General features: G+C 70.2%; 21 protein-coding genes and 1 pseudogene. 17 read left to right on the top strand and 5 right to left on the bottom strand.

Annotation, left to right across the window (positions count from 1 at the left end; all coding sequences use genetic code 11):
• Positions 1 to 51: 51 nt before the first annotated feature.
• From ACN6LD_RS33350 to eccE, 4 genes and pseudogenes are all read right to left on the bottom strand, one after another.
• On the bottom strand, positions 52 to 3,258 hold the full coding sequence (locus ACN6LD_RS33350; RefSeq protein WP_445045130.1) for an AAA family ATPase: 3,207 nt from the start codon (positions 3,256 to 3,258) through the stop codon (positions 52 to 54).
• 366 nt (positions 3,259 to 3,624) lie between these two features.
• Positions 3,625 to 3,783: pseudogene (locus tag ACN6LD_RS33355) on the bottom strand (SCO5717 family growth-regulating ATPase); the annotation flags it as partial.
• A 287-nt stretch (positions 3,784 to 4,070) separates the two neighbouring features.
• Positions 4,071 to 4,850, bottom strand: a complete 780-nt coding sequence (locus tag ACN6LD_RS33360; protein ID WP_445045110.1) for a hypothetical protein — start codon at positions 4,848 to 4,850, stop codon at positions 4,071 to 4,073.
• Positions 4,847 to 6,169, bottom strand: coding sequence for a type VII secretion protein EccE (gene eccE, locus ACN6LD_RS33365; RefSeq protein WP_445045111.1), 1,323 nt, complete (start codon positions 6,167 to 6,169; stop codon positions 4,847 to 4,849). The genes ACN6LD_RS33360 and eccE overlap by 4 nt, the downstream gene beginning before the upstream one ends.
• 207 nt (positions 6,170 to 6,376) lie before the next feature.
• On the opposite strand from eccE, the gene eccB reads away from it, so the two are divergent.
• From eccB to ACN6LD_RS33450, 17 genes are all read left to right on the top strand, one after another.
• Complete coding sequence (eccB, locus tag ACN6LD_RS33370; RefSeq protein ID WP_445045112.1) at positions 6,377 to 7,900, top strand: type VII secretion protein EccB; 1,524 nt, start codon at positions 6,377 to 6,379, stop codon at positions 7,898 to 7,900.
• A 14-nt stretch (positions 7,901 to 7,914) separates the two neighbouring features.
• A complete protein-coding gene (mycP, locus tag ACN6LD_RS33375) occupies positions 7,915 to 9,261 on the top strand; it encodes a type VII secretion-associated serine protease mycosin (RefSeq protein WP_319196041.1) in 1,347 nt (448 codons plus the stop codon).
• 126 nt (positions 9,262 to 9,387) lie between these two features.
• Positions 9,388 to 9,810 carry a WXG100 family type VII secretion target gene (locus ACN6LD_RS33380; RefSeq protein WP_445045113.1) on the top strand — a complete coding sequence of 141 codons (423 nt, stop codon included), beginning with the start codon at positions 9,388 to 9,390 and terminating at the stop codon, positions 9,808 to 9,810.
• A 53-nt stretch (positions 9,811 to 9,863) separates the two neighbouring features.
• On the top strand, positions 9,864 to 10,181 hold the full coding sequence (locus ACN6LD_RS33385) for a WXG100 family type VII secretion target (RefSeq protein WP_445045114.1): 318 nt from the start codon (positions 9,864 to 9,866) through the stop codon (positions 10,179 to 10,181).
• Positions 10,181 to 11,929, top strand: a complete 1,749-nt coding sequence (locus ACN6LD_RS33390) for an RNase A-like domain-containing protein (RefSeq protein WP_445045115.1) — start codon at positions 10,181 to 10,183, stop codon at positions 11,927 to 11,929. The genes ACN6LD_RS33385 and ACN6LD_RS33390 overlap by 1 nt, the downstream gene beginning before the upstream one ends.
• Before the next feature lie 17 nt (positions 11,930 to 11,946).
• Entirely contained in the window at positions 11,947 to 12,510 is a 564-nt protein-coding gene (locus ACN6LD_RS33395; protein WP_445045116.1) for a hypothetical protein, read from the top strand.
• A 73-nt stretch (positions 12,511 to 12,583) separates the two neighbouring features.
• Positions 12,584 to 12,883 (top strand): RNase A-like domain-containing protein, encoded by a 300-nt coding sequence (locus ACN6LD_RS33400; protein ID WP_445045117.1) that lies wholly within the window; start codon positions 12,584 to 12,586, stop codon positions 12,881 to 12,883.
• Between the two features lie 36 nt (positions 12,884 to 12,919).
• Positions 12,920 to 13,615, top strand: coding sequence for a contact-dependent growth inhibition system immunity protein (locus ACN6LD_RS33405; RefSeq protein WP_445045118.1), 696 nt, complete (start codon positions 12,920 to 12,922; stop codon positions 13,613 to 13,615).
• 174 nt (positions 13,616 to 13,789) lie between these two features.
• A complete protein-coding gene (locus tag ACN6LD_RS33410; protein ID WP_445045119.1) occupies positions 13,790 to 14,368 on the top strand; it encodes a hypothetical protein in 579 nt (192 codons plus the stop codon).
• The gene (locus ACN6LD_RS33415; protein ID WP_445045120.1) at positions 14,368 to 14,670 is read left to right on the top strand and encodes a DUF6317 family protein; all 303 of its coding nucleotides are present in this window, start codon (positions 14,368 to 14,370) and stop codon (positions 14,668 to 14,670) included. The genes ACN6LD_RS33410 and ACN6LD_RS33415 overlap by 1 nt, the downstream gene beginning before the upstream one ends.
• Positions 14,670 to 15,944, top strand: a complete 1,275-nt coding sequence (locus ACN6LD_RS33420; protein WP_445045121.1) for a hypothetical protein — start codon at positions 14,670 to 14,672, stop codon at positions 15,942 to 15,944. The genes ACN6LD_RS33415 and ACN6LD_RS33420 overlap by 1 nt, the downstream gene beginning before the upstream one ends.
• Positions 15,922 to 16,449, top strand: a complete 528-nt coding sequence (locus ACN6LD_RS33425) for a hypothetical protein (protein ID WP_319196606.1) — start codon at positions 15,922 to 15,924, stop codon at positions 16,447 to 16,449. Before ACN6LD_RS33420 ends, ACN6LD_RS33425 begins: the two co-directional genes overlap by 23 nt.
• Positions 16,450 to 16,622: 173 nt before the next feature.
• Complete coding sequence (locus ACN6LD_RS33430) at positions 16,623 to 17,054, top strand: hypothetical protein (protein WP_445045122.1); 432 nt, start codon at positions 16,623 to 16,625, stop codon at positions 17,052 to 17,054.
• Positions 17,054 to 18,775: a hypothetical protein gene (locus ACN6LD_RS33435; protein WP_445045123.1), complete on the top strand. Its 1,722-nt coding sequence runs from the start codon at positions 17,054 to 17,056 to the stop codon at positions 18,773 to 18,775. The genes ACN6LD_RS33430 and ACN6LD_RS33435 overlap by 1 nt, the downstream gene beginning before the upstream one ends.
• A gap of 202 nt (positions 18,776 to 18,977) precedes the next feature.
• The gene (locus tag ACN6LD_RS33440) at positions 18,978 to 20,096 is read left to right on the top strand and encodes a S8 family serine peptidase (RefSeq protein ID WP_445045124.1); all 1,119 of its coding nucleotides are present in this window, start codon (positions 18,978 to 18,980) and stop codon (positions 20,094 to 20,096) included.
• An 87-nt stretch (positions 20,097 to 20,183) separates the two neighbouring features.
• A complete protein-coding gene (locus tag ACN6LD_RS33445; RefSeq protein WP_319196613.1) occupies positions 20,184 to 20,522 on the top strand; it encodes a WXG100 family type VII secretion target in 339 nt (112 codons plus the stop codon).
• A gap of 85 nt (positions 20,523 to 20,607) precedes the next feature.
• Positions 20,608 to 20,910, top strand: a complete 303-nt coding sequence (locus tag ACN6LD_RS33450) for a WXG100 family type VII secretion target (protein ID WP_319196615.1) — start codon at positions 20,608 to 20,610, stop codon at positions 20,908 to 20,910.
• A gap of 99 nt (positions 20,911 to 21,009) precedes the next feature.
• On the opposite strand, the gene ACN6LD_RS33455 is transcribed toward ACN6LD_RS33450, so the two are convergent.
• On the bottom strand, positions 21,010 to 21,288 hold the full coding sequence (locus ACN6LD_RS33455) for a GntR family transcriptional regulator (protein WP_319196617.1): 279 nt from the start codon (positions 21,286 to 21,288) through the stop codon (positions 21,010 to 21,012).
• Positions 21,289 to 21,390: the final 102 nt, after the last annotated feature.

Here is a 21,390-nt window from a genome sequence, read left to right on the forward strand (position 1 = left end):
GGACACCGGCCGCCCCTCGGCCGTTTCTGCGGGTGCTCGGTACTTCTCCTGCTACTGCTGCGGCGCTTGCGGCGCTTCGGGAGCCTGCGGGTAGTGCGGCTGCTCGGGCTGCTGCGGCGGGTAGCCGTAGCCCGCCGGGGGATACCCGGGCTGCGGGTTCTGGGGGTTCTGGGGCTGGCCGTAGAGCTCCTGGCCCGGGTGCGGTTGCTGCTGCTGTTGCGGCGGATACGGCTGCCCCGGCTGTTGCGGGTACGGCTGGGCCGGCGGTTGTCCCTGGGGCGGACCCTGCTGCGGGTACGGCTGGCCGGGCTGGGGAGCCTGCGGCGGATAGGGATAGCCCGCCTGGGACGGATAGGGCTGTCCGGGCATCGGCTGTCCGGGCATCGGCTGTCCGGGCATCGGCGGGGCGGCCACCGGGGGCGGGTTGCCGTCGTTGGTCCACAGTCCCTGACGCTGTTGGTGGCGGATGAAGTCCTCCGCGACCAACGCCGTGAGGTTGAAGTAGGCCTCGCGTACCTTCGGCCGCATCATGTCGAGGTCCACCTCCGCGCCGGCGGCGAGGTGCTCGTCGAACGGCACGACGACGACACCGCGGCAACGGGTCTCGAAGTGCGACACGATGTCGTCCACCTTGATCATCTTGCCGGTCTCGCGCACCCCGGAGATCACGGTGAGGGACCGCGAGACGAGCTCGGCGTACCCGTGCGCGGACAGCCAGTCCAGCGTCGTGCTGGCGCTGCTCGCGCCGTCGACGGACGGCGTGGAGATGATGATGAGCTGGTCGGCGAGGTCGAGCACACCGCGCATCGCGCTGTAGAGCAGGCCGGTGCCGGAGTCGGTGAGGATGATCGGGTACTGGTTGCCCAGCACCTCGATCGCGCGCCGGTAGTCCTCGTCGTTGAAGGCCGTGGACACCGCCGGGTCGACGTCGTTGGCGATGATCTCCAGGCCGGACGGCGCCTGCGAGGTGAACCGCCGGATGTCCATGTACGAGTTGAGGTACGGGATCGCCTGGACGAGGTCCCGGATCGTCGCCCCGGTCTCCCGGCGCACCCTTCGGCCGAGCGTGCCGGCGTCCGGGTTGGCGTCGATCGCCAGGATCTTGTCCTGGCGTTCGGTGGCCAGGGTGGCGCCGAGCGCGGTGGTGGTCGTGGTCTTGCCCACGCCGCCCTTGAGGCTGATGACGGCGATCCGATAGCACGACAGCACCGGCGTGCGGATCAGCTCCAGCTTTCGCTGCCGCTCCGCCTCCTCCTTCTTGCCGCCGAGCTTGAAGCGGGAGGACGCGGCGGTCGGCCGGCCGCTCTTCGCCTTCTGCTTCTTGTTGTTGAGCAGTCGGTCGGACGACAGCTCCACGGCGGCCGTGTAACCCAGCGGCGCGGCACCGGGATTGACCGGTTGCCGCTGGTCGTGCTGGATCGGCTGCGGCCAGGCGGCGCCGGCCCGGGGGTCCACCGGCGGCTGAGGAGGCTGCGGGGCCTGCGGCTGCTCGGCGTGCGGAGCCTGCGGGGTCTGCTGCGCGGCCGGCTGGGGGAAGCCGTAGGCGCCGGGTGCGCCGGGCGCGGCAGGCGGGGTCGGCTGAGGCGCCGGGTGCGGCTGCGTTCCGGGGAAGCCAGGACCGCCGGGTGCCTGGGGCGCGGGCGGCTGGGGGAAGCCCTGCGGTCCCGCCGGTGTGAAGTTCTGACCACCGGCCGCCGGGGGCTGTCCGTCACCCGGCTGCGGAGTCCCGGGCTGCGGGTATCCGGGCTGCGCCTGGGGGGCTTGGGGGGCAGGGGAGGCGAACTGCGGCTGCGGAGCCTGCTGCGCGGGCGGCTGGGGGAAGCCGTAGCCGCCGGGGGCGGCAGGCGGCGTCGAGTACGGGTGCGGCTGCGGTGCGGCTGCGGCGGGAGGCGCCGCCGGGTCCGCGTGGTGCTGCGGGAAGCCGTACCCGCCGGGTGGCACGGGCGGCTGGGCGGCCGAAGGCGCCGGCTGGGGTCCCGGCGCCGGTGCGTGAGCAGGAGCGGCGGGAGGCATCGCCGGGCTCGCGTGGTGCTGCGGGAAACCGTAAGCGCCGGGGGCGCCGGGCGGGTTCGGGGCAGGGGCGACGCCGGGCTGCGGAAAACCGTAGCCCGGCTGCGGGGCCTGGGCCTGATGCGGGGCCGGGGCCGGGGCCTGGGGCTGTGGCCGCGGCGCCTGTGGCTGCGGCGCCTGGGGAGCCGGGGGGTGAGGGAAGCCGTAACCGGGCTGCGGTCCCGCCGGAGCGGGCTGCTGGACCGCCGGGTTCCAGCCGGCCGGTGTCTGAGCCGCGGCGTCGGCGGGCTGCGGCTGTGCCGGCCACTGGGCCGCGGCCGCGGGCGCCGCGGGCTCGTACGACGGCGGCAGCGGCGGCAGTTCGCCGTGCGGTGCCGGCGGGGGAGCCCAGGCTGCCGGGGCGGCGGGAACGGCCGGCTGGGGAGCGGGAACGTCGCTCTGAGCAACACTGCCGTGCGGCGCGGCTGCGGTTTCCGGGGCGGTGGCCACGACGGCGGCGGCGCTTTGGGGCGTCGGCTCCGGCCCGCCATCGGCGTCCGGGCCATCGGGCTGGGCCTGGGGTTCGGTTCCGGGATCGATTCCAGGCTCGGTCGCCGGTTGGGTCGCGGGCTGGGCCCCGGCCTCAGCGCCTGACTCGGCCTCAGCGTCTGCCGGGGCTTCAGGGCCTGCCTCGGCCTGGGGCTCCTGCTGCGCGTCCGCAGGCGCTTCCGCATCGGCGGAGGTGTCACCGTCCGCGTCGGTGGCCACGGCAGAGACAGGGTCCGACGCTTCCGTGGTGGCGGATGCCCCAGCGCCCTCGGACACCGGGGAGACCTCCGGGGAGGTATCCGCGGACGGCTCGGGCGACTCTGCCGGCTCGTCGGTCCGGACGGGCTCGACGGGCGCCTCGGCGGCATCGAGCGTATCCGTGGCGTCGGCGGGCGGTTCGTTCTCGGCGGCGGCGGCGGCAGCAGCAGCGTCGTCCGTCGCGGCGGGCTTCTCGTGGTCCGCCTGCACCGAGGCGGCGTGCTCCGCGATGTCACGACGGAGAGCGGCTGAGGAGAAGCGCATGGTGGCGCCGCTCTCGAGGTCGCCGTTGCCGGCCTCGCCCTCCTCGGCGCCCGCGCCCGGAGTCCCCCACGGCGCCCCCGGCTGTCCCTGGGGCTGCGGCTGAGAATGAGCCTGAGGGTGAGCCTGGGGCTGCGGTTGGGCGTGCGGCTGCGGTTGGGCCTGCGGCTCGAAAACCCCGCCCGGCGGAACGCCGGGCACGGGGGCCGGTTCTGCGGCGAAGGCCGGCGCAGGAGGCACGGCAGGAGACGCGGGACCGGCAGGAGCCACCGGACCGACGGGATTCACTGGACCGGCAGGAGCCACCGGACCGACGGGATTCACTGGACCGCCCGGAGCCACCGGACCTGTGGGACCGGCCGGCGCAGCAGGGGCCGTCGGCGCGCCGGGCGGCGGAGGCGCGGCCGCCACGAACGGCGCACCCGGAGCCGGCGGCGTGACCGGGCCACCGGGACCCCCCGGGGCTCCCGGCGCCGGCGGCACAGGAGGAGCGGCAGGCATGCCCGGCGCGGGCGTGGCACCCGGCGCGGGCGTCGCACCCGATGCCGAACCGCCGCCCGCGTTCTGCGTGTACCAAGCCGGCGGCGCGTAGTCGATGGTGAACTCGCCCGTCGCCTCGACGGCGGATTCCGCGTCGGGCTGGTCATCGCCGGGTGTGGCCCAGCCCCCGCGGATGCCGTCCCGATCGCTGCTCACAGTTCCTCCTGGTTGGTCGAGCACCCTCATGCCGTGCCGAAGCGACCATGTCTGTCGTCCGATGTGGGTTCGCGGCCGTCTGACGTCGTCGGATGTGCGGGCCCTCCCCCGGAGGCGCCGACGTCCACCCCACGGTTTCCGGCCCTGCGCCCCGTACCAGCCTAATCACCGAACGGCCCGCCCCGGCAGGCCCGCCCATCTCTCGGCACCGGTCCGTCACGTCACGGACCGTCCGAGAGGCCGCGCGGGCATGTCGGAGGGCTCGACAAAACGGCCATAGGGCCCGAAGTGCCGCGCAGTCGGACGGAGCGGCGGCCTCAGTCCATCCGTCTCGGCGTGCCCAGCAGCCCGATCTCCGCGTCGGTGGGCTGGGTCATCACGTACTGCCGGTCCCGGTCGCCGCACCACAGCGTGAAGCCGTCGGCGAGGGCGGGCAGAGCCTCCACGTCACGTGGGGGCAGTGTGAGGGCGCGGCCGAGTTCCGTCGCCTCGTCCGGCGAGATCCGCTGCACGCCCACGAGCCGGGCCTGCCGGATCAGCCGGGGTGCGACCGGGCTGAGGTACGGCAGAAGGGTCAGCACGGACTGCCAGGGCCCGGAGGCGACCCGTCCGCGGGGCGGGCGCATGCCGCAGTCCCGCACCACCAGCGCGGGCGTGCCCGCCGATGCGCCCTGCGGGGGCACCCGTCCGACCTCGTACACCGCGAGCCCGTTCTGCCCGCCGCCCATTGCGTGCACCATCTGCACCCAGGCCTGCGGCCGCCCCGTCTCCACGGCCACCCTGGCCCCGGTGGCCGCCGCCCTCAGTGCCAGGACCTGCGCCGTCCACAGGCCGCCGATGAGGACGACGTCGTACGGCGAGGGCCGGTTGATCCCCAGTACGGCCGGCCGCCCTTCGACGTCCACGCCGATGACGACGCCGTCGTCCCCGATGGGCAGGGCGAGCGCCCCCAGTTGCTCCAGGGACGCCGAGTGGCGGCCGTGCCGCGGCCCGAGGAGGCCGAAGCCGCTGCGCGGCGAGCGGCGTGCGGGCCGACCGGCGGGCGATGGCTCCGGTTCGTTGGAAGGGGTGGTTCCGTGTGTTGTCGTCGCCGTCATCGGGCGCCTCCGAGGGGCAGCGTCGCGAGCATGCCGGGCACCTGTTCCCGGTCGAGGCGGGCGAGGCCCGCGCCGGTGTGCCGGGCGGCGCCCTGCACCGCGCGCCGGGCCGCCACGAGTTCGTCGTCACTGCGCCCGGTCACCCGGATGTGCCCCGAAAGGGATATCTCCTGCCGTTCGCCGCGCGCGAGCGTGACGCTGAACGTGGTGGCGAGCGCGGGCACGGCCGTCACCAGGGCGACGAACTGCGGCAGCGAGGGACCGGCGCCGCCGAGCGCGGGCCAGCGGCGCAACCAGTACGTGGTGTGACGGCGGTTGTCGCACCGCCAGCTGCGGCCGGTCTCCTCGGTCCGCCGCTCCAGCTGCCCTGTCCGCCCGGCCTCCGCCGTGACCAGCGGGTTGGCGCAGGCCGACGTGGCGACGGCGGCGGTCAGCTCCTCCTCGTCGAGGACGGTCGCCCGGAACCCCGCGCCGGTCAGCCGGCTCGCGAGATGGTCCGCCGCCCGCACGACGCACTTCTGAGCCCCGGTCAGGCCGCCCCCGCGGACCGCGACGGCCTCCGGGCACAGCTCCGGATCCAGCTTCAGCGCGATCCAGGTGATCCGCACGGCGGGCGCCCCGGTCTGCTCCTGCAGCGGCGCGTAGTTGGCCACCGCCACCGACTGCCGGGGCAGGTGCAGGGCGGGCGCGGGCTGGGTGTGCAGCACGATCTGCGCGGACTCCAGGACGATGCCGTCCACTTCGAGGGCGTCCGCCACCAGTGCGAGGGGCAGCGGCTGCCGGTCCCGCTCGGCGCGCAACGCGGTCGCGTCCGCCTGCACCTGCAGGACGGCGGTGACGAACGTGCCGTCACCGACGAGTCCGACCGGCCGCCGGTCGCGTCCGCCGTACGTGTAGGTGCGCAGGCCGGGGTCGCACTCCACGGCCGGCCCGAACCCCGGTTCCGTCCCGGCCGGTATCCCGAGCCGGTCGGCCCGGCGCCGGCGGGCCTTCAACGCCCGTGCGGTGGCCAGCCATTCCGGCAGCGAGCGGCCGCGGCGACGGGCGAAGGCGAGGACCACCAGCACTACGGCGACTACCCCCGCCGCGATCAGCGCCATGGGCCCGGCCGTCCAGCCGACGACCACCGCCGCAGCCGCGATCTCCAGCAGGACGAGGCGTTGCAACCGGAATGCCCCGCCTTGCGCGGTGCGCGCCCTGAGGTGCGGCGCCCCGGACGCCGACGGGTTCCGGCCCCGCTCGGACGGCTGCGGACCGGTGGGCGCGGAGCCCCGGTTCCGCGACCGGCCGGCGGAGCGCACGCCCGTTCCCGAAGCCATCACTCCATCTCCCCGTTCCGTTCACGAATCACCCGTGTTCCAGCACCGCACACGGCACTCGACGGCCCAGGAACCCTACCCGCTCCCCGAGTCCCCAGGGTTACCGGGCATAGTAGGTGGCCGCTCTGACATCGGAGACGGGGAACCGGGCCCGCCCGCGCAGCAGATCACGCGGATCGGCCGGAAAACGGGGAGTGACGAGCACAGATGGCATCTCGGCGGGACCAGCTCAACGCCTACACCTTCGCGAAGCGCAGGATGCTCGCGGCCTTCCTCCAGTCGTCGCCGGACGGCTCGGAGGAGGGTGCGCCGCGACCGCTGCGCGGAATCCTGCCCGGCATCGTGGTCGGGGTGATCGTCATGGCCGTCTTCGGGGCGTGGGGCATGTTCAAGCCGACCGCTCCCAAGGGCTGGGACGAGCCCAACGCCAAGGTGATCGTCGCGAGCAAGTCGACCACCCGCTACGTCGTCCTGCGGACCGGCAAAGAGGTTCAGCTGCACCCGGTCCTCAACATGGCTTCCGCGAAACTGCTCCTCGAGGAGGGGCAGGGCGACGTCGTGACGGTCTCGGAGTCCGTCCTCGACAGCGGCAAGGTTCCGCACGGCGTGACCGTCGGCATCCCGTACGCCCCCGACCGGCTGCCTTCCGCGTCCGAGGCGGGCACCTCCAAGCGCTGGGCGGTCTGCGAGCGGCCGGGGGCGGGAGGCGGGGCCTCGGTCCAGAAGGCCGCGCTGGTGCTGGCGTCCCGTGAGAAGGAGGCCACCGAGGGCTCGGAGCGCCTGCACGGCGGCCAACTGCTCTACGTGGCGGGCCCGGACGGCAAGCGCTTCGTCGTGGACGCGGCCGGCACGGCGTATCCGATGGGCGGCGACGAGTTGCTGCTGCGTGCGGTGGTCGGCTCCGGCCGGGAGCCGCAGCGGGTCTCCGCGGAATGGCTGGCGACCCTGCACCAGGGCGACCCGATCGCCTTCCCGGACGTCCCCGGACAGCCCGGCTCCGCGGCCGGCGCGCCCGGCCAGCTGGACACGGAGGAGAACAAGATCGGCGTGGTGCTCAAGGCGTCCGACAACCACAAGGACCAGTACTACGTGGTGTTGCAGGGCCGGGTCGCTCCCGTGTCCGCGTTCGTCGCCCAGCTGCTGCTGTTCAGCAAGGAACTCGCCCCGCTGGGCCAGGCCGGTCACGCCCGCGAGATGAGCCCCGGCGCGATCGTGCCGGGCGGTCCGTTCGGCACCGAGCACCGCTGGCCGGCGGGGAGTCCCGTGCCGGTCAACGAGGCGTCGTCGGCCGCCGGGAGCCGCAGCACGATCTGCACCGTCCTGCGGGGCGTGAACGCCGGGTCGGGCGCCACGACCCTGAGCACCTGGGCGGGCGACGACTTCCCGGCCAAGCTGCCCACGGGCTCCTCCAGCGCCTACGTGACCCCCGGCTCCGGCCAGCTCTACCGCCAGTTCCAGGGCGAGGAGACCAAGGCCGGGCCGGTCTTCCTCGTCACCGACACGGGACTGCGCTACGTCCTGCAGTCCAACGGCGACAGCGCGACGGACGACGCGGGCATCGGCACCACCCCCGAGCAGCGCGAGAAGCAGCAACAGGAGGCCAAGCAGGCCCAGACCCTGCTGGGTTACAAGGACGTCGACCCGGCGCCGATCCCGGCCGCCTGGTCGGAGTTCCTGCCCACAGGCCCGCGCCTGTCGACGGCGGCGGCCCGCCAGCCCCAGGGCTCGTGAGAAGGGAGACGGCGATGGCGCCGTGCACGACGACGGGGAGGCCGAGCCCGCGGCCGGCCCCCCGCGCGACGGCCCCGCGCGCCACGCCGCGGCGAACCTCGAGGTGGGCGCTGCGCACGACGCTCGCGACGGCCGCCGCCCTCCTCGCGACCGCCACCGTCCTCGCGCCCCCCGGGGCGGCCGCGCCGGCCGCGGGCAAGCTGCCCTACTCCGACCAGTGCGCGTTCCCGAACGGCGACTACCCCGGCCGCCCCTGGTCCCTGCAGCGGGTCCTGCTGGACGAACTGTGGAGCCGCTCCAAGGGCAAGGGCGTCCGCGTGGCCGTCATCGACACGGGCGTGGACGTCAAGAACCCGCAGCTCGCCCGCGCCGTGGACGTGAAGGCCGGCCGCAACCTCCTGCCGAAGAACCTCAAGGACGAGGACGGCGACCCGATCGAGCGCGGCAACGAGAACGGCACGACGGACACCGTCGGCCACGGCACCAAGGTCGCCGGCATCATCGCGGCCCGCCCCCTCGACGGCACCGGCTTCGTGGGCCTGGCCCCCGAGGCGACGATCATCCCGGTCCAGCAGAACGACGCCGAGGGCCACGGCGACACCAAGTCCCTCGCCCGGGCGATCCGTTACGCCGCCCAGGCCGGGGCCGGGGTCATCAACATCTCGCAGGACACCTCCAACGCGCTGAAGCCGTCCCCCGACCTGGAGAGGGCGATCGACGAGGCGCTGGCCCGCAGAATCGTCGTCGTGGCGTCGGCGGGCAACGACGGCCTCGGCGGCAACGTCAAGGAGACGTACCCCGCCTCCTACGAGGGCGTCCTCGCGGTGGCCGCCTCCGACCGCAACAACGAGCGCGCCTCCTTCTCCCAGTCCGGCGACTTCGTCGGCGTCGCCGCCCCCGGCGTCGACATGATCTCCACGGTGCCTCAGGGCGGCCACTGCTCCGACAACGGGACGAGCTTCTCCGCGCCGTACGTGGCGGGCGTGGCGGCGTTGCTCAAGGCACGGCACCCGGACTGGACCGCACGCGAGATCGTCGCCCAGATCGAGCAGACCGCGGAACGCACCATCGCGGGCCACGACCGCCTGGTCGGCTGGGGCGTCGTCGACCCGGTCCGCGCCCTGACGGAGGACGACCGCCCCATCGAGTCGCCCCGCCCCGAAGGGGGCCTTGGCAAGGCCGAGGCCCCGTCCCCCGCCAAGTTCCAGATCGGCGAGACCCCCGACGAACGCAACACCCGCCTCGCCACCTACGTCACCGTCGCCGCGGCCGTCCTCGTCGCCGGCCTCACCGGCACAGCGGTAGCCATCCGAGACGCCCGCAAACGCTCCCGCCGACTGGCGGGGGCGGGAGCGGAGTAGCGGCGCGAAACGGCCGACGCACGTGGCCACGCGGGGAGTTGAGGCATGCAGGCGGCACGGACTTATAAGATCATCGCAACAGCAAGCGACTTGTGATGCCGATGTGCAGGGGGACGGAGGTCGGCCATGGGCGTGCCCGGACCCGGCTCGGGGCAGGGGAGCGGCCCGAATCTGCGGGTCTCCGCGACGGATCTCACCAAACTCGCCGGCGACCTCGACGACATGCAGGATCACCTGGACAAACAGGTGCAGCGCATGGACGCGATCGTCGACCGCATCGAGGCGGGCTGGCGCGGCCCGGCGGCGTCGGCGTACCGCGACTTCCACCGCGCGGCGGCCGAGGACGCCGTACGCATCCGTGAAGTGATGAAGCTTCTGGAGGAGGCGGTACGGCTCAGCCGCGACGGCTTCTCCCAGGACGACCTCGAAGTGCTCGCCCACATGCGGCAGATCCAGGTGGACGTCGACAGCGAGGTCGCCCGCCTGTCGACCCCGAACACCGAGCCGCCGCCGGCCCCGTCGCCGCGCAGCAGCCTCGACGACTTGTAGGCCTCCCCGAGCCCTTTCCAGAAAGCAGTTGTTGAGACGATCACAGGGGGATCATGTCGACTGGCGCCGCACCCGACGACGAGAACATATCCGTTTCCTTCGCCACCCTCGACGAGCTGGCCGCCGATCTGGAGGACGTCCTCAAAAAGCTCAACGGCAAGCTTGACGACCTCTACGACCGGGTGGTGCCGGTCGTGCTGTCGTGGCAGGGCGAGACCCGGGAGGTCTTCGTCGACAAGCTCGACGAGTGGGACCGCTCCGCCCAGGACTTGCAAGCCGCCCAGAAGTGGCTTCACGAATACGTCACCACGGGCCGCACCAACTACACAGCTGCGCACCAGGCGGTGCTACGGGGCTGGGGGGCGGTCTGATGGCCGAGAGGCCCACGGCCGAGGAGCGCGCCCAGGAGAGGTCGCAGGCCCGGACCCGCTCACCCAAGTCGAGCGGCGGTGGATTTGACGTACAGCCACAGCATCTGCACTACACGGCGCTCGTGGTGCGTGACGGGCAATTCGACTACGACAAGGGGGCCACGGCGCTCGTCGACGCGTTGAACCAGTACAGCCAGTCGGCGGGAACGGGATGGGGCGCGGACTCCTTCGCCTCGGTGTACAAGTCGGTGAACGAGAAGTTCCTGGAGCTCTGGGCGAAGAGCGTGGTCAGCGTGGGCGGGGTCGCCGTCGGTCTGACGGACACGGCCAACAAATACACCCAGGCCGACTGGCACGCCCGCAAGATGTATGGCCCGCCGCCGGTGGAGAAGCCTCTGCCTGCCGTCATCGACAAGCCGCCCCGGTACGGCCCGGTCAACGACATCAAGTGGTCCGGCACCGGCGAGGACGCGGACTCCTGGGACATCTCCGGGATGCTTGGAGAGATCCCGGACTCTCTGGCCGACGTCATCCGGCCCGCGATCGAGCACGGCCTCAACCTCGGCAAGATGCATGAGATCACTCCGGGAGCCAGGGACGAAGAGCTCAAGGGCATGGCCACGGCCTGGCGAGCAGTCGAGAAGGACGCCAAGGCGGCGTCGGACGACTTCAACAGCGCCATCAAGTTCATCACCAACAACAAGGGCAACGACGAGTGGCAGGGCGCGATGAAGGCGTTCTGCCAGACCATCTGGGGCACCACCGAATGGGGCCGGACCTACGACGCCCAGGGCAACCGGGCTTCCATGGGCCGTAGTTGGAAGACCAATCGCAATGTGGTGCCTGCGAAGCAGCGGCCCGTCATCGAAATTCTCCGGCAGACCGCCAATACGGTGCAGGAGACCCTCGACCACCTGGCCGACGTGCGCGTCAAGACGGCGGAGACGACGACCCGGCTCGGTCAGGAGGCCGCGAAGGCAACGGCCAAGGATCTCACCACAGGCCTGGACCTGGGGGAGATGACCCGGCTTGCGGCGACAATGGCCTTCGGCGAGATCGTGCTGACTTTCCGCTCGCACATGGACAAGGCCGCCGCTGACGCTGCGGTCGCGAAATACCACCAGGAGTTCAGCGACGCCGCCACCAAGTTGCTGGCACTGGAGGTCGAGCTGGACGAGGCGCTTCTGAGCGTGCCCACGTTCCGGGCGGAGGCGGCGCGCGCGGCGGCGTACGGCGCTCGCTCCCTGAACGACTTCAAGAAGGAGCACAGCTGGCAGCGGACCGAGAACCAGATCCCGTACAAGTACTCCATAGACCTGGTCACCGAGGAGGAACTGTACGGGGGGCACAGTATCGACAGACACGTCGGTCTGACGGACTCCCAACTCACCCAACGCTTGCGGGACGAGGCGAACGGAGCGGGCAAGGTCGATATTCCGGCGGCTTCGTCCTTCACTGACCTTGATTCGGCGCAAAATCACACTCAGTATAATATTCGGACCAATACGGCAGAAATCGAAAAGTGGCTGACGGGCCCCCCGCCTCCGACACCGGGAGAAAAACAAGAATTCTCGGTGAATTCGGTATCCTCGGGATTGCAGGGAATGTCGACGGTGACCGGACGTACGGCGCCCGTGGTGAACGATCGGGCGACGCCGCCACGGGACGCTTACGGTGTTCTGTCCGTGCTGAAGTACGAACCGAACCTGGACCCGCCGTTCGTGGTTCTGACGTCCATGCCCCAATGACGAGGGAGAATTCGGCGATGACCGAACTCGATGAGCGTTCATGGTCCGATGCGATCGGCATGTACGAGCGCCGGGCCACCATTGCCAAAACGACAAATCGAAAGCATGAGAACTGGGTGCTCGACCTGTCCACCTTGATGCGCGGTGACACTCGCGACGTGCGAGGCTGGCGCACGGTGGACATGTGGGAGGGTGAACTCGAAAGGGTCGACGAGCCGTCCTACCCCTTCGTCATGCCTCCGGAGGTCGTCGCGGCGGCGGACAGCTGGAAGCCCTACCTGCATGAGATCCCACGCTCTCAGGCCTTGCGATTCCTGGTGGCCCTCTCCACCCCCTGGATCGATGTCACAAAGGAGCACGATTTTGCGGAGCGCCGGGAGATTCTCGAAGCGAATGCCCGAGTCATCCTGTCGCGCTTTCCTGACGGATCGCACTTTTACGCCAACACCGGACATGGCAGCGATACGCGTGACTACTACCAGCGGGTTTCTCGCTGGAACTCCTTTTCCGTGCGCACGTATGACTTCGGTTTGGTGCTTGTCTCGGAGAAGGAAGTGGGGATGGTCTGGTCATTCCGATGATGCGACGTGCGCCGTTCGTCCGAACAGGTTAATTTTCTTTGTTCGTTCAACCCCGTTTGATGGAGCCCAGCACTTGCGCACCCGAAGTTCCACCTACCCCGACCGCGAAACCGCCCAGTGGGCCACCCAGCAGGTCGTCACCGCCAACGAGCAGATCATCCACCGCTGGCTGGCCGGGTCCTCGCGCCCGCGCCTGGCCATCGAGGCGTCATGGCCCTCGCGGCCCGAGCCGATCGGCCGGGTACTGCTGCAGGCGATGATGCTGGCCGGCCGGGAGCCCGTCGACGTGCGCGCGGCCCGGGTGATCCTGAAGCGGGACGCCGGCCGCCCGCACGGCTTCGCCGTTCACGCGACCTTCCCCGTGTATCTGTAGGAACCCAGTAGCAGAAACCTGTAGAGGCTGCCCACCGTGCCCCTGAGCCCCCTTGAACACGACCGCCGCTATGGCGAGTTGGACCATGTGATCCGCGCCTATACCGGCCAGGCGGCGGACGACGCCCCCGACGGGCCGAGTCTCGCCCTGACCGCCTATCTACGTCAGACCTGGCACACCCGCCCCTGGGCCCTGGCCGTGGCGGAACGCCAACTGCGCGAGTACGCCGACAACCCGCCGGGCCGACTCCGGCTCCGCCTGGGCGAGTTCTACGCCGTCCCGGACGTCGGCCTGCCCGAAGCCGAGATCCAGCAGTGGCTGTACTGCCTGGCCGACCACCTCCGGCACAGCGTCGAGCAGGGCGAGGTCCCGCCGCCCGCCGTCCCCGCCACCCACTGGGAGTGGCACGCCCGCTTTCCGGAACTGGGCCAGTTCCTCGGCGGCTGGTTCTCGCAGGACATGCCCGACGAGTTCGACGACCACGACGCGGCCGTCGACGACTACCGTTCGCACACCGACCCGCACCTCACGGCCCGCCTGGTCGGCGAACTGCACGAACTTCTCGCCCTCGACCTGGACGAGCCCGACTACGCCTTGGCCGTCGCCGAGTTGGGCATGGAGGTCGACCCGTCTGCCCCCTACGCTCCCAGCGGTTGGCTCGCGCTCGTCGCGGGCCGACTGAGTACGCCGCGCGCCGACTACGGCCCCGGTGCGGCGACAGACGCGCCCTGACGGACGACCAGGTCATTTCGCGGTCAAGCGCTGATCTGGCCACGGCCAAACACCTGTATGCGTTCCGCATGCTCCGACCCTGCCGACCTGAAATAGCCGGACTTGCCCGAAAGTAGCCTGGCTACGGTGGTCCCGCCACATCATCCGCAGGTTCACGGGGAACAGGAGACCGCGGTGGGCACACCCATGCCTTCACGCCTCCTCGACTACATCGAGGCAGAGCCGCCCGCAGCGCCGCCCGCAGGGGCGGACCCGACGGCTCCGCGGACGCCGGAGCCTGAGCCGGGGCAGGGCAGATCGCGCCTTCTCGAATACGCCGAGGCCGCAGGGCCCGGAGCAACCCGGCCCGCGTCCCCGAGCCCCAAGCCCGGCGTCCCCGCCTACCACACCCCCGTGTTCGTCCCGGCCCATCCCCGGTACGCCGCCGCCACGGACGCGGACGGCCACCCGGTCCGCGTGCCCTGCATCGCGTACGAACTCTTCGAGCACCCGACGGCCGGAACGGGAACCCGGACCGGAGCCGAAGACACGGCCGGTGCCGGTGCCGGTGCCGTGGCGTTCGCCTTCACCACCCGCGACAGGCTCGTCGCCGCGCTCGGCGAGTCCCAGCCCTGGGTCGCCACTTCGATCGGTCCCCTGGCCGAAGCCGTCGGCGCGTACGACGCGACCGTCCTCCTCGACCCACGGGTCGCCCCCGGAAAGCACAACTGGCAGCCGGACGACCTGGCCGCCTACGCACGGGGGGTGCGCTGATGCCGCCCGACTTCAAGGCCGTCCTCGGCGATCTCACCTCGATGTCCAAGACCTTCCACGACGAGGCCGTCAACTACCGCAAGCTGCACGCCGACGTCGCCCCGCCCCTGGTCGGCGGCGGCGACGCCGGCCTCGACCACGCGCTCAAAGAGGTCGCCGACCTCATCGTCGCCCTGCACGTCGGCTTCGCCGACCGCCTCGACGACCACGGCGACAAGGTGACCTACGCCCGCGACTCCTTCCGACGACACGACATCGACGTACACGGACTCTTCGAGGACCTGATGGCGGAGGACGGCTGATGACCGACAGCTGGGTCGGCGGCGACATCGTCGGACTGCGCACGATGGCGGAGACGTACAAGAACGCCAAGGACAAGCTCGACGACGTCATCACCCCCGTGAGCCGCGCCGTCGAGGCCCTGGTGGACGACGCCGCCTGGAAGGGCGAGGCGGCCGAGACCTTCCGCGCCGCCTGGAGCGAGGACGCCCTGACGGCAGGCGCTTTCGCCACCCTCGTGCACAGTGCGGGCGACATCCTCGACACGCTCGTCGGCTCGCTCACGGCCTGCGAGACGGCGTTGCAGAACGCTGAGCACGTCGCCACGGGCAAAGGCGTCCCGATGGGGGAGAAGGGCGTGCCCCTGGAGATGCTCACCGCGAGTCCGCCCAGCCCCGCCGATCAGAAGACGATCGCCGCCCTCGTCGAGTACGGCAAGGTACGCAACGAGATCCTGCACACCGCCCAGCACGCGCGTCTCGTCGCTGCGGACGGCCTGCGCGGCCTCTACGCGCAGGTGACGGCACCGGTCTCGACCGGAGACAAGATCACCGTCGCGGACGCCCTGCGCGGTCTCTACGCCTACGACGCCGAGGACGCCCGAGCCGGCGGCAAGAAGGCCCGCGCACTGATCGACGACGCCAGGGCCGAGGAACGGGCCGCCAAGAAGGGACTGCGTGCGGAGCGCAAGGCCTTCCAGAAAGCCGGCCGCGCGCTGCCGGACGATCTTCCCGCCAAGAGCGCCTACCGGGACGCGGTGACACAGGTCGACTCGCTCGAGGACGCCATCGCCCGTGCCGACCACGGGAGCACGGCCCTGCCCTACGACCGCGCCCTCAACGTCAAGCTGGCGGACGCGGCGGACGCTCTGCGCCTCGGCAGAGGCGTCGCCGAACTCCCCGAGTTCCTCAGGGAGATCCCGGTGCTGGACGTCGCGGCGGCCGCCGCCTGCGGTCTGGTGGAGGCCAAGGACGACCATGACAAGGGCTGGTCCTGGCAGCACTCCGTGGTCGTCGACGGCGGTGTGGCCCTCGGCGGTGTGGCCGTCGGCGCCGCCGTGGTGGCCGCCCTGCCGGTCGAGGGAGCGGCGGCGGTCGCGGTGGTCGGCGTGGGGGCGACGATCCTTGCGACCGACGTGCTGGACCACTCGTTCCACGAGCACTGGAGCGAGGACATCCACGACCACGGGGTGGTCGGCGGCGTGCTGCACGGTGCCGGAAACGTCGCCACGGAGACGGAAGGCGACGTCGTACGCCTCGGGAAGGACATCTGGAATGGCGTCACGGGCCTCTTCTAAGGCTTCTGTCGAGGAAACACCCGTTCTCATTCCGGCGCTGCCGAAGCTCGGCACGACCTGGTACAAGCGCGGGACGCTCTACTGGCTGTGCCGCGTCCGCACCACCGTCTTCCTGCTCGTGGTGATGGCCGTGGTCTGCTTCTTCGCGTTCAATCTCTACCGGGGCTTCACCAGTGAGTGGACGCCGACCGCGCGCACCGTCGCCGACTGGGTCCAGGCGGCGGCGTCGTGTGTGGCTCTGCCCTGGGGCTGGCTCAAGCAGCGCCGGGGTCACCGGGAAGCTCTGCTGAACCCGCCCACTCCCGAGCAGACCCGCCTGGCCAAGAGCGACCACGACGGGCGCACCCCCGGCCGGATCGCCGCCGGTCGAGGTCTCGTCCTCCTCGCTGCCCCCGTCATGCCGGCGTTCGCCGCGTACATCGTCGGCTGGCTCACGGCGTGGCTCACCGTCCGCGAGTACCCCAGCGAAGTCGGAGCCCGGCGCTGGATGGTGCAGAGGATGTGACGTTCTGCGAAGAATAGGTGGTGTGCCCAACAAGCGGTAGCAGGGTTGTTGCATATGGCAGTTGGGACTGTCAGAGGAGGTCGTTAGAGTGGTCGTGTTGCGGTCATGAACACGTGAGAGGCGCGGAGTGAGCTGCTCAGGACGGGCAGCGGAAAACGGGGAGATGGGCTGTCGTGATTCCTGCGGACATGGGTGGGAGCGCCGACGTGCGGCGCGGCTACATGGCGCTCTCGACGTTCAAGAAGCGGGTGGACGACCTGCTCACGGCCTTCGAGAAATCTGCGGGCGGCTCCGCGAAGGTGGCCGGCCACAGCCTGTCAGCGGCCACGTTCGGAGCGGGTGAGTTCCCGGAGGCAAAGACCCTCCACCTGCAGTACGAGCGCGTCCACGAGCGCATCACCGCGCTCTCCAAGTCACTTGGGCTCCAGCTGGAGGCGATGCAGATCGCCGTGCACGGCGTGGACGTCACCTTCGACAACCTGGAAGACGAGTTGCGGTACCGGTTCCACGAGATCCGGACCGAAGTCAACCGGGACCGGGACGAGTCGCTCAACCCGCAGATCAAGCGGACCAACGACGCCGACCACACGGACGCGGGGTACTGATGAGCGGCGACAAGAAGCCGGACCGCTACCAGGCCGAACGCCAGGACGCGACCCAGCAGAACAGCGGCGTGGACGACGCCGTGAACAAGGCTGTGGTGATCAGCCCCGGGATGCTCAGCAGCCCCGGCGGCTTCGGCAACACCAGCTTCGAGGGCTACGATCTCAACGCCATGATCGACATCGTCGAGGGGGCTAGCCCGGAGACGCTCGAGAGCGCCGCCACGGCCCTTGTGGACGCCCGGGACGCCATCAACGACGCCGCCGACGAGCTCAGCCGCAATCTGGGCAACGTCGACTGGGAGGGCGAGGCCCACACCGCCTTCTACACCTGGGGCATGAACCTCACCACCACGGCGAAGGAGTTGGCCACCTACACCGACGAGGTGGGCACCCAGGTCCTGGCGGCAAGCTCCGGCCTCGCCTCCGTACGCAAGTCGATGCCTCCGCGCGACAGTCGTATCGTCCCCAAGAAGGTCGACGACATCCCGACGCCCCAGCGCGTCGACGGCAACGCGGAGTACACGGCCGCGGTCAAGGCCGAGAAGGACCGCCAGGAGGCCATCAACCAGATGTACCGACTGGCGTCGTTCTACACGGTGTCGAGCGGCATGATGGAGATGGCAAAGGAGCCGGTCTTCCCGGAGATGCCCAGCGTGGGGGTACCGCAGCCGCCGCCGGGCTTTGACCCTCCGAAGACGCCGGTTTCGACGCACGAGTCACTCTCTCCATTGACTGATTCAGGTACGACTCGGCGGGATTCGGCGGATTCCGGGGCAGGGCGGTCCCGTTCGGAGGAGACTCTGTCGTCCCACAAGGGGGTGGACGAGCCGATCAGAACTCCCGAACAGCACGTGGGCACGGAGATCGACAGCGTCGGTACGCTGCCGCCCCAGGAGACGATGAAGCCGGCACCCACTTCGCCGACATCGACGGGTCCCACCGTCACTCCTGTCGGAACAACGTCACCTCTCACGCCCGTCGGAGTTCCAGCCGCTCTGCGAGGGCCTGCTGGGCGTACGTCTATGTTCGGCGGTGGGTCCGGGACGAAGGCCCCGGCCTCGGCACAGGGTCGAGTCGGCAGTACGACGGGCCGCACGGGAACCGGGCCCATTGGTCGGGCTGGTGGGCCTGCTCAGACAGCCGGCCGTACTGCGGGCCCTATGGGCCCGATGGGTCGGACCGGTGGGCCCGCTCAGGCAGCCGGCCGTACAGCCGGCCCCATGGGACGAGGCGTGGTCGGTGGCATGCCCAGGACGGGCGGACCGACCGCGAGCCAAGCCGGCGGTGTGCCCCGCGGTCCCGTGAATGGCATGGGTGCCGGGAATCCCGGCCGTACCGGCGCCGGTCGTACCACTAATGGCGTCGTCGGCGGAAAGCCGATCGCTGGAGCCGCCTCTGGAGCCAACGGTGCCAAGGTGCCACGTGGCACGGTAGTCGGTGGTCAGGCTGCGCCCACCCGACCCGGCACAGGTGGAAAGCCCGGACAACGGGGGGTGATCGGGGCCCAGGGCCCCACGAACGGAGCGGGGCAGGCAGCGCGTCGCCCCGTCGCCAGTCCTGATGGGGTGGTCGGAACGCCGAAGGAACGGACCCCAGGGTCCCGGAACGGCCGACCCGCGCCGGGCGGCACGGGCGTCACGCGCGGTTCCAGGGGCAACCAGCGTTCCGACGAAACGCGTTCGCGCCGTGATGAGCGGCGTGACGGATCTTCGACCGACTGACCGGACAAGAGCGAGGACAGGCAGAGGCATGGTGTCAGGGATCAGTCGACGCGGCGGGTGGAGCACGCCCATCGCGGGACGAAACGGGAGACGGGTTTCCGCCGTCTGTTCAGCGCTCGGTGCCTTGGCAGTCCTGTCGGCGGGTCTGGCTCCCAGTGCGACAGCAGCCGACGCTCAGTCCCAGCAGTGGTACCTGTCAGCCATGAAGGCCGATGAGATGTGGAAGGTGAGCACCGGCAAGGGCGTGAAGGTGGCCGTCATCGACACGGGAGTCAACCCGGCTACCCCCTCGCTCAAGGGGCAGGTGCTCGTTGGCGATGTGTCGAAGGGTGTCGGCTACAAGGCCACCGATGACTACACGGGTCATGGGACGACCATGGCCGAACTCATCGCCGGTACTGGAGCGGGCGGTGGGCTGAAGGGCCTTGCCCCGGGAGCGAAGATCGTCCCCTACCGGATCTCGCTCAAGGGCCTGGACAGCAAGGCCGAACGAGAAAAGGCACCTACCGAAGAAGCGGTGATCAGGGCCATTGCCGACAGCGATGTCCAAATCATCAACATGTCTTATGGTGGTCAAGTTGCCTACCCGGCCATGGATGCGGCGATCAAATACGCCCAGTCCAAGGGGAAGTTGATGATTGCCGGCACAGGCAACGACGCTGAGAAGGATAACTCGATAGGATATCCGGCCGCCTTCCCGTATGTGGTTGGTATGGCCGCGTCGGATGAGTCCGGAAAAGTCGGAAAGTTCTCGGAGTACGGGAACTATGTCGATCTGGCGGCTCCTGGGCTGCGTGTGCCTACGTGGTGTGACAAGACATTTCGCTCGTACTGCCTCAGCGGGGGAACGAGTATGTCCACAGCCATCGCCTCCGCCTCCGCCGCCCTCATCTGGTCCGCCCACCCCAAGTGGACGGCCAACCAGGTCCTCGCCAGCCTGATCGACACCGCCGGGCGCGACTGGGCGAAGGACGACCCGAGCACGTACCTCGGATACGGACTGATCCGCCCCCGCAAGGTGCTGGAGAACAAGAACTTCAACCCCGGCCCCGCCGGCACCGACCCCCTCGCCAAGGAAAACGTCACGGGCGTCACGGACGCGGCGGGCAAGGCGCCCTCCGCCAACGCTTCCGCGGCAGCCTCGCCGCAGCCCTCGAAGGACTCGACGGACGATCAGGCCCCCGCAGCGGCAACCGCCGACGCTTCCGACAACACCACGATGTGGATCGCGCTCGGAGCCGCAGCAGCCGTCCTCGTGATCGGAGGCGGCGCCTTCGCCGTGATCCGCTCACGGCGCGGCGCTGGATCGACCCACGCATGACGAGGAACCGTCACACGCAACGGTTCTGCCCCACAGACCACCGCGCAGTCAGCAGCGAATCGAAGCTCACGAAGAAGGAGTGTCGCAATGGTCGACCGCAAGCTCAATGACGGCGATGTACACAAGCTCCAGAAGGAAGTCATCGACCGGTACGACAACATCCGGAGCTCCCTCGCGAAGCTGCAGGGGACGATCGACATGATCGAGAAGGCGTGGACGGGCCAGGGCGCCAACGCGTTCAACGCCAAGCAGACGGAGATCAACACCCACATGGTGGGGATCGGCAAGATGCTCGAGGACTTCCTCGAGGGCATTCACATGACCAAGAACGACAAGCAGAACCTCGAAGACCAGATCACGGCGGACCTCACCAAGATCTCGGTCGAGGACCTCGGTGGCAAGACTTCGGCGCTCAGCAGCTACTGACGAGCCTGAGCCAAGCATCGCGTTGAACCACATCGTTGCCCGGACTGACGATTCCGGCTGACATCCGCAAAGAGACGAGGGAAACATGTCCGGAGCCCATTACGACGAACTTGCCGTCACCTACGGCACCATGGACGCGCTCGCCACCGAGCTCGGCGACCAGGCCAAGAAGCTCGAGGAGGACCTCGAGGCGCTTCGGCAGGCCGTGCTCAACGTGTCGGCCGGCTGGGGCGGCGAGGCGTTCCAGGCGTTCCAGGGCAAGAGCGAAGAGTGGAACAAGCACGCACGGGGCATCCACACGGCCCTGATGCAGATCTCGCACAAGGTCCACGGCGCCGGCGGTGACTACCGCGGCGGCGACCTGAAGGGCGCCAGCTACTTCATGTAAGTGCGGGCACGTATTTCGCGGCACAGGGTGGGCACGCACGGGAGGTGCCCACCCTGTGCTGTGCAGGCATCTGCAACCGCCGCCCTCGACCTCGCCCCGTCAGCCGTTGCCGCTGTCCTCCTCGGACGCACCGGCGGGCACGGCGATGACGAACACACCCTTCCCCTGGACTCCTTGAACGGTCCCTTCCGCCTGTAGCACCTCGATGGCGGACTTGATGGTCCGGCGGCTCACTGCACCGCCCGTCTCCTGCTCCAATTCATGGTGAGAGGGGATGCGTCGGCCAACCGGAATCTCGCCGCGTCGGATGCGCTCACGCAGGGCGGAAGCAAGCTGCACGTACATCGGGACGATGCTCTCGCGGTCGATGTCTATCACGCCTTAGAGCGTAAAAGGCCAGCTCAAGACAGCATAGGGCGACCTAGCACGTAAAAAGACGTACCAAGACGTACCAAGTTGCCGTACAGTCGATGTCAGCAG

The sequence above is a fragment of the Streptomyces sp. SAS_272 genome (assembly GCF_052543235.1).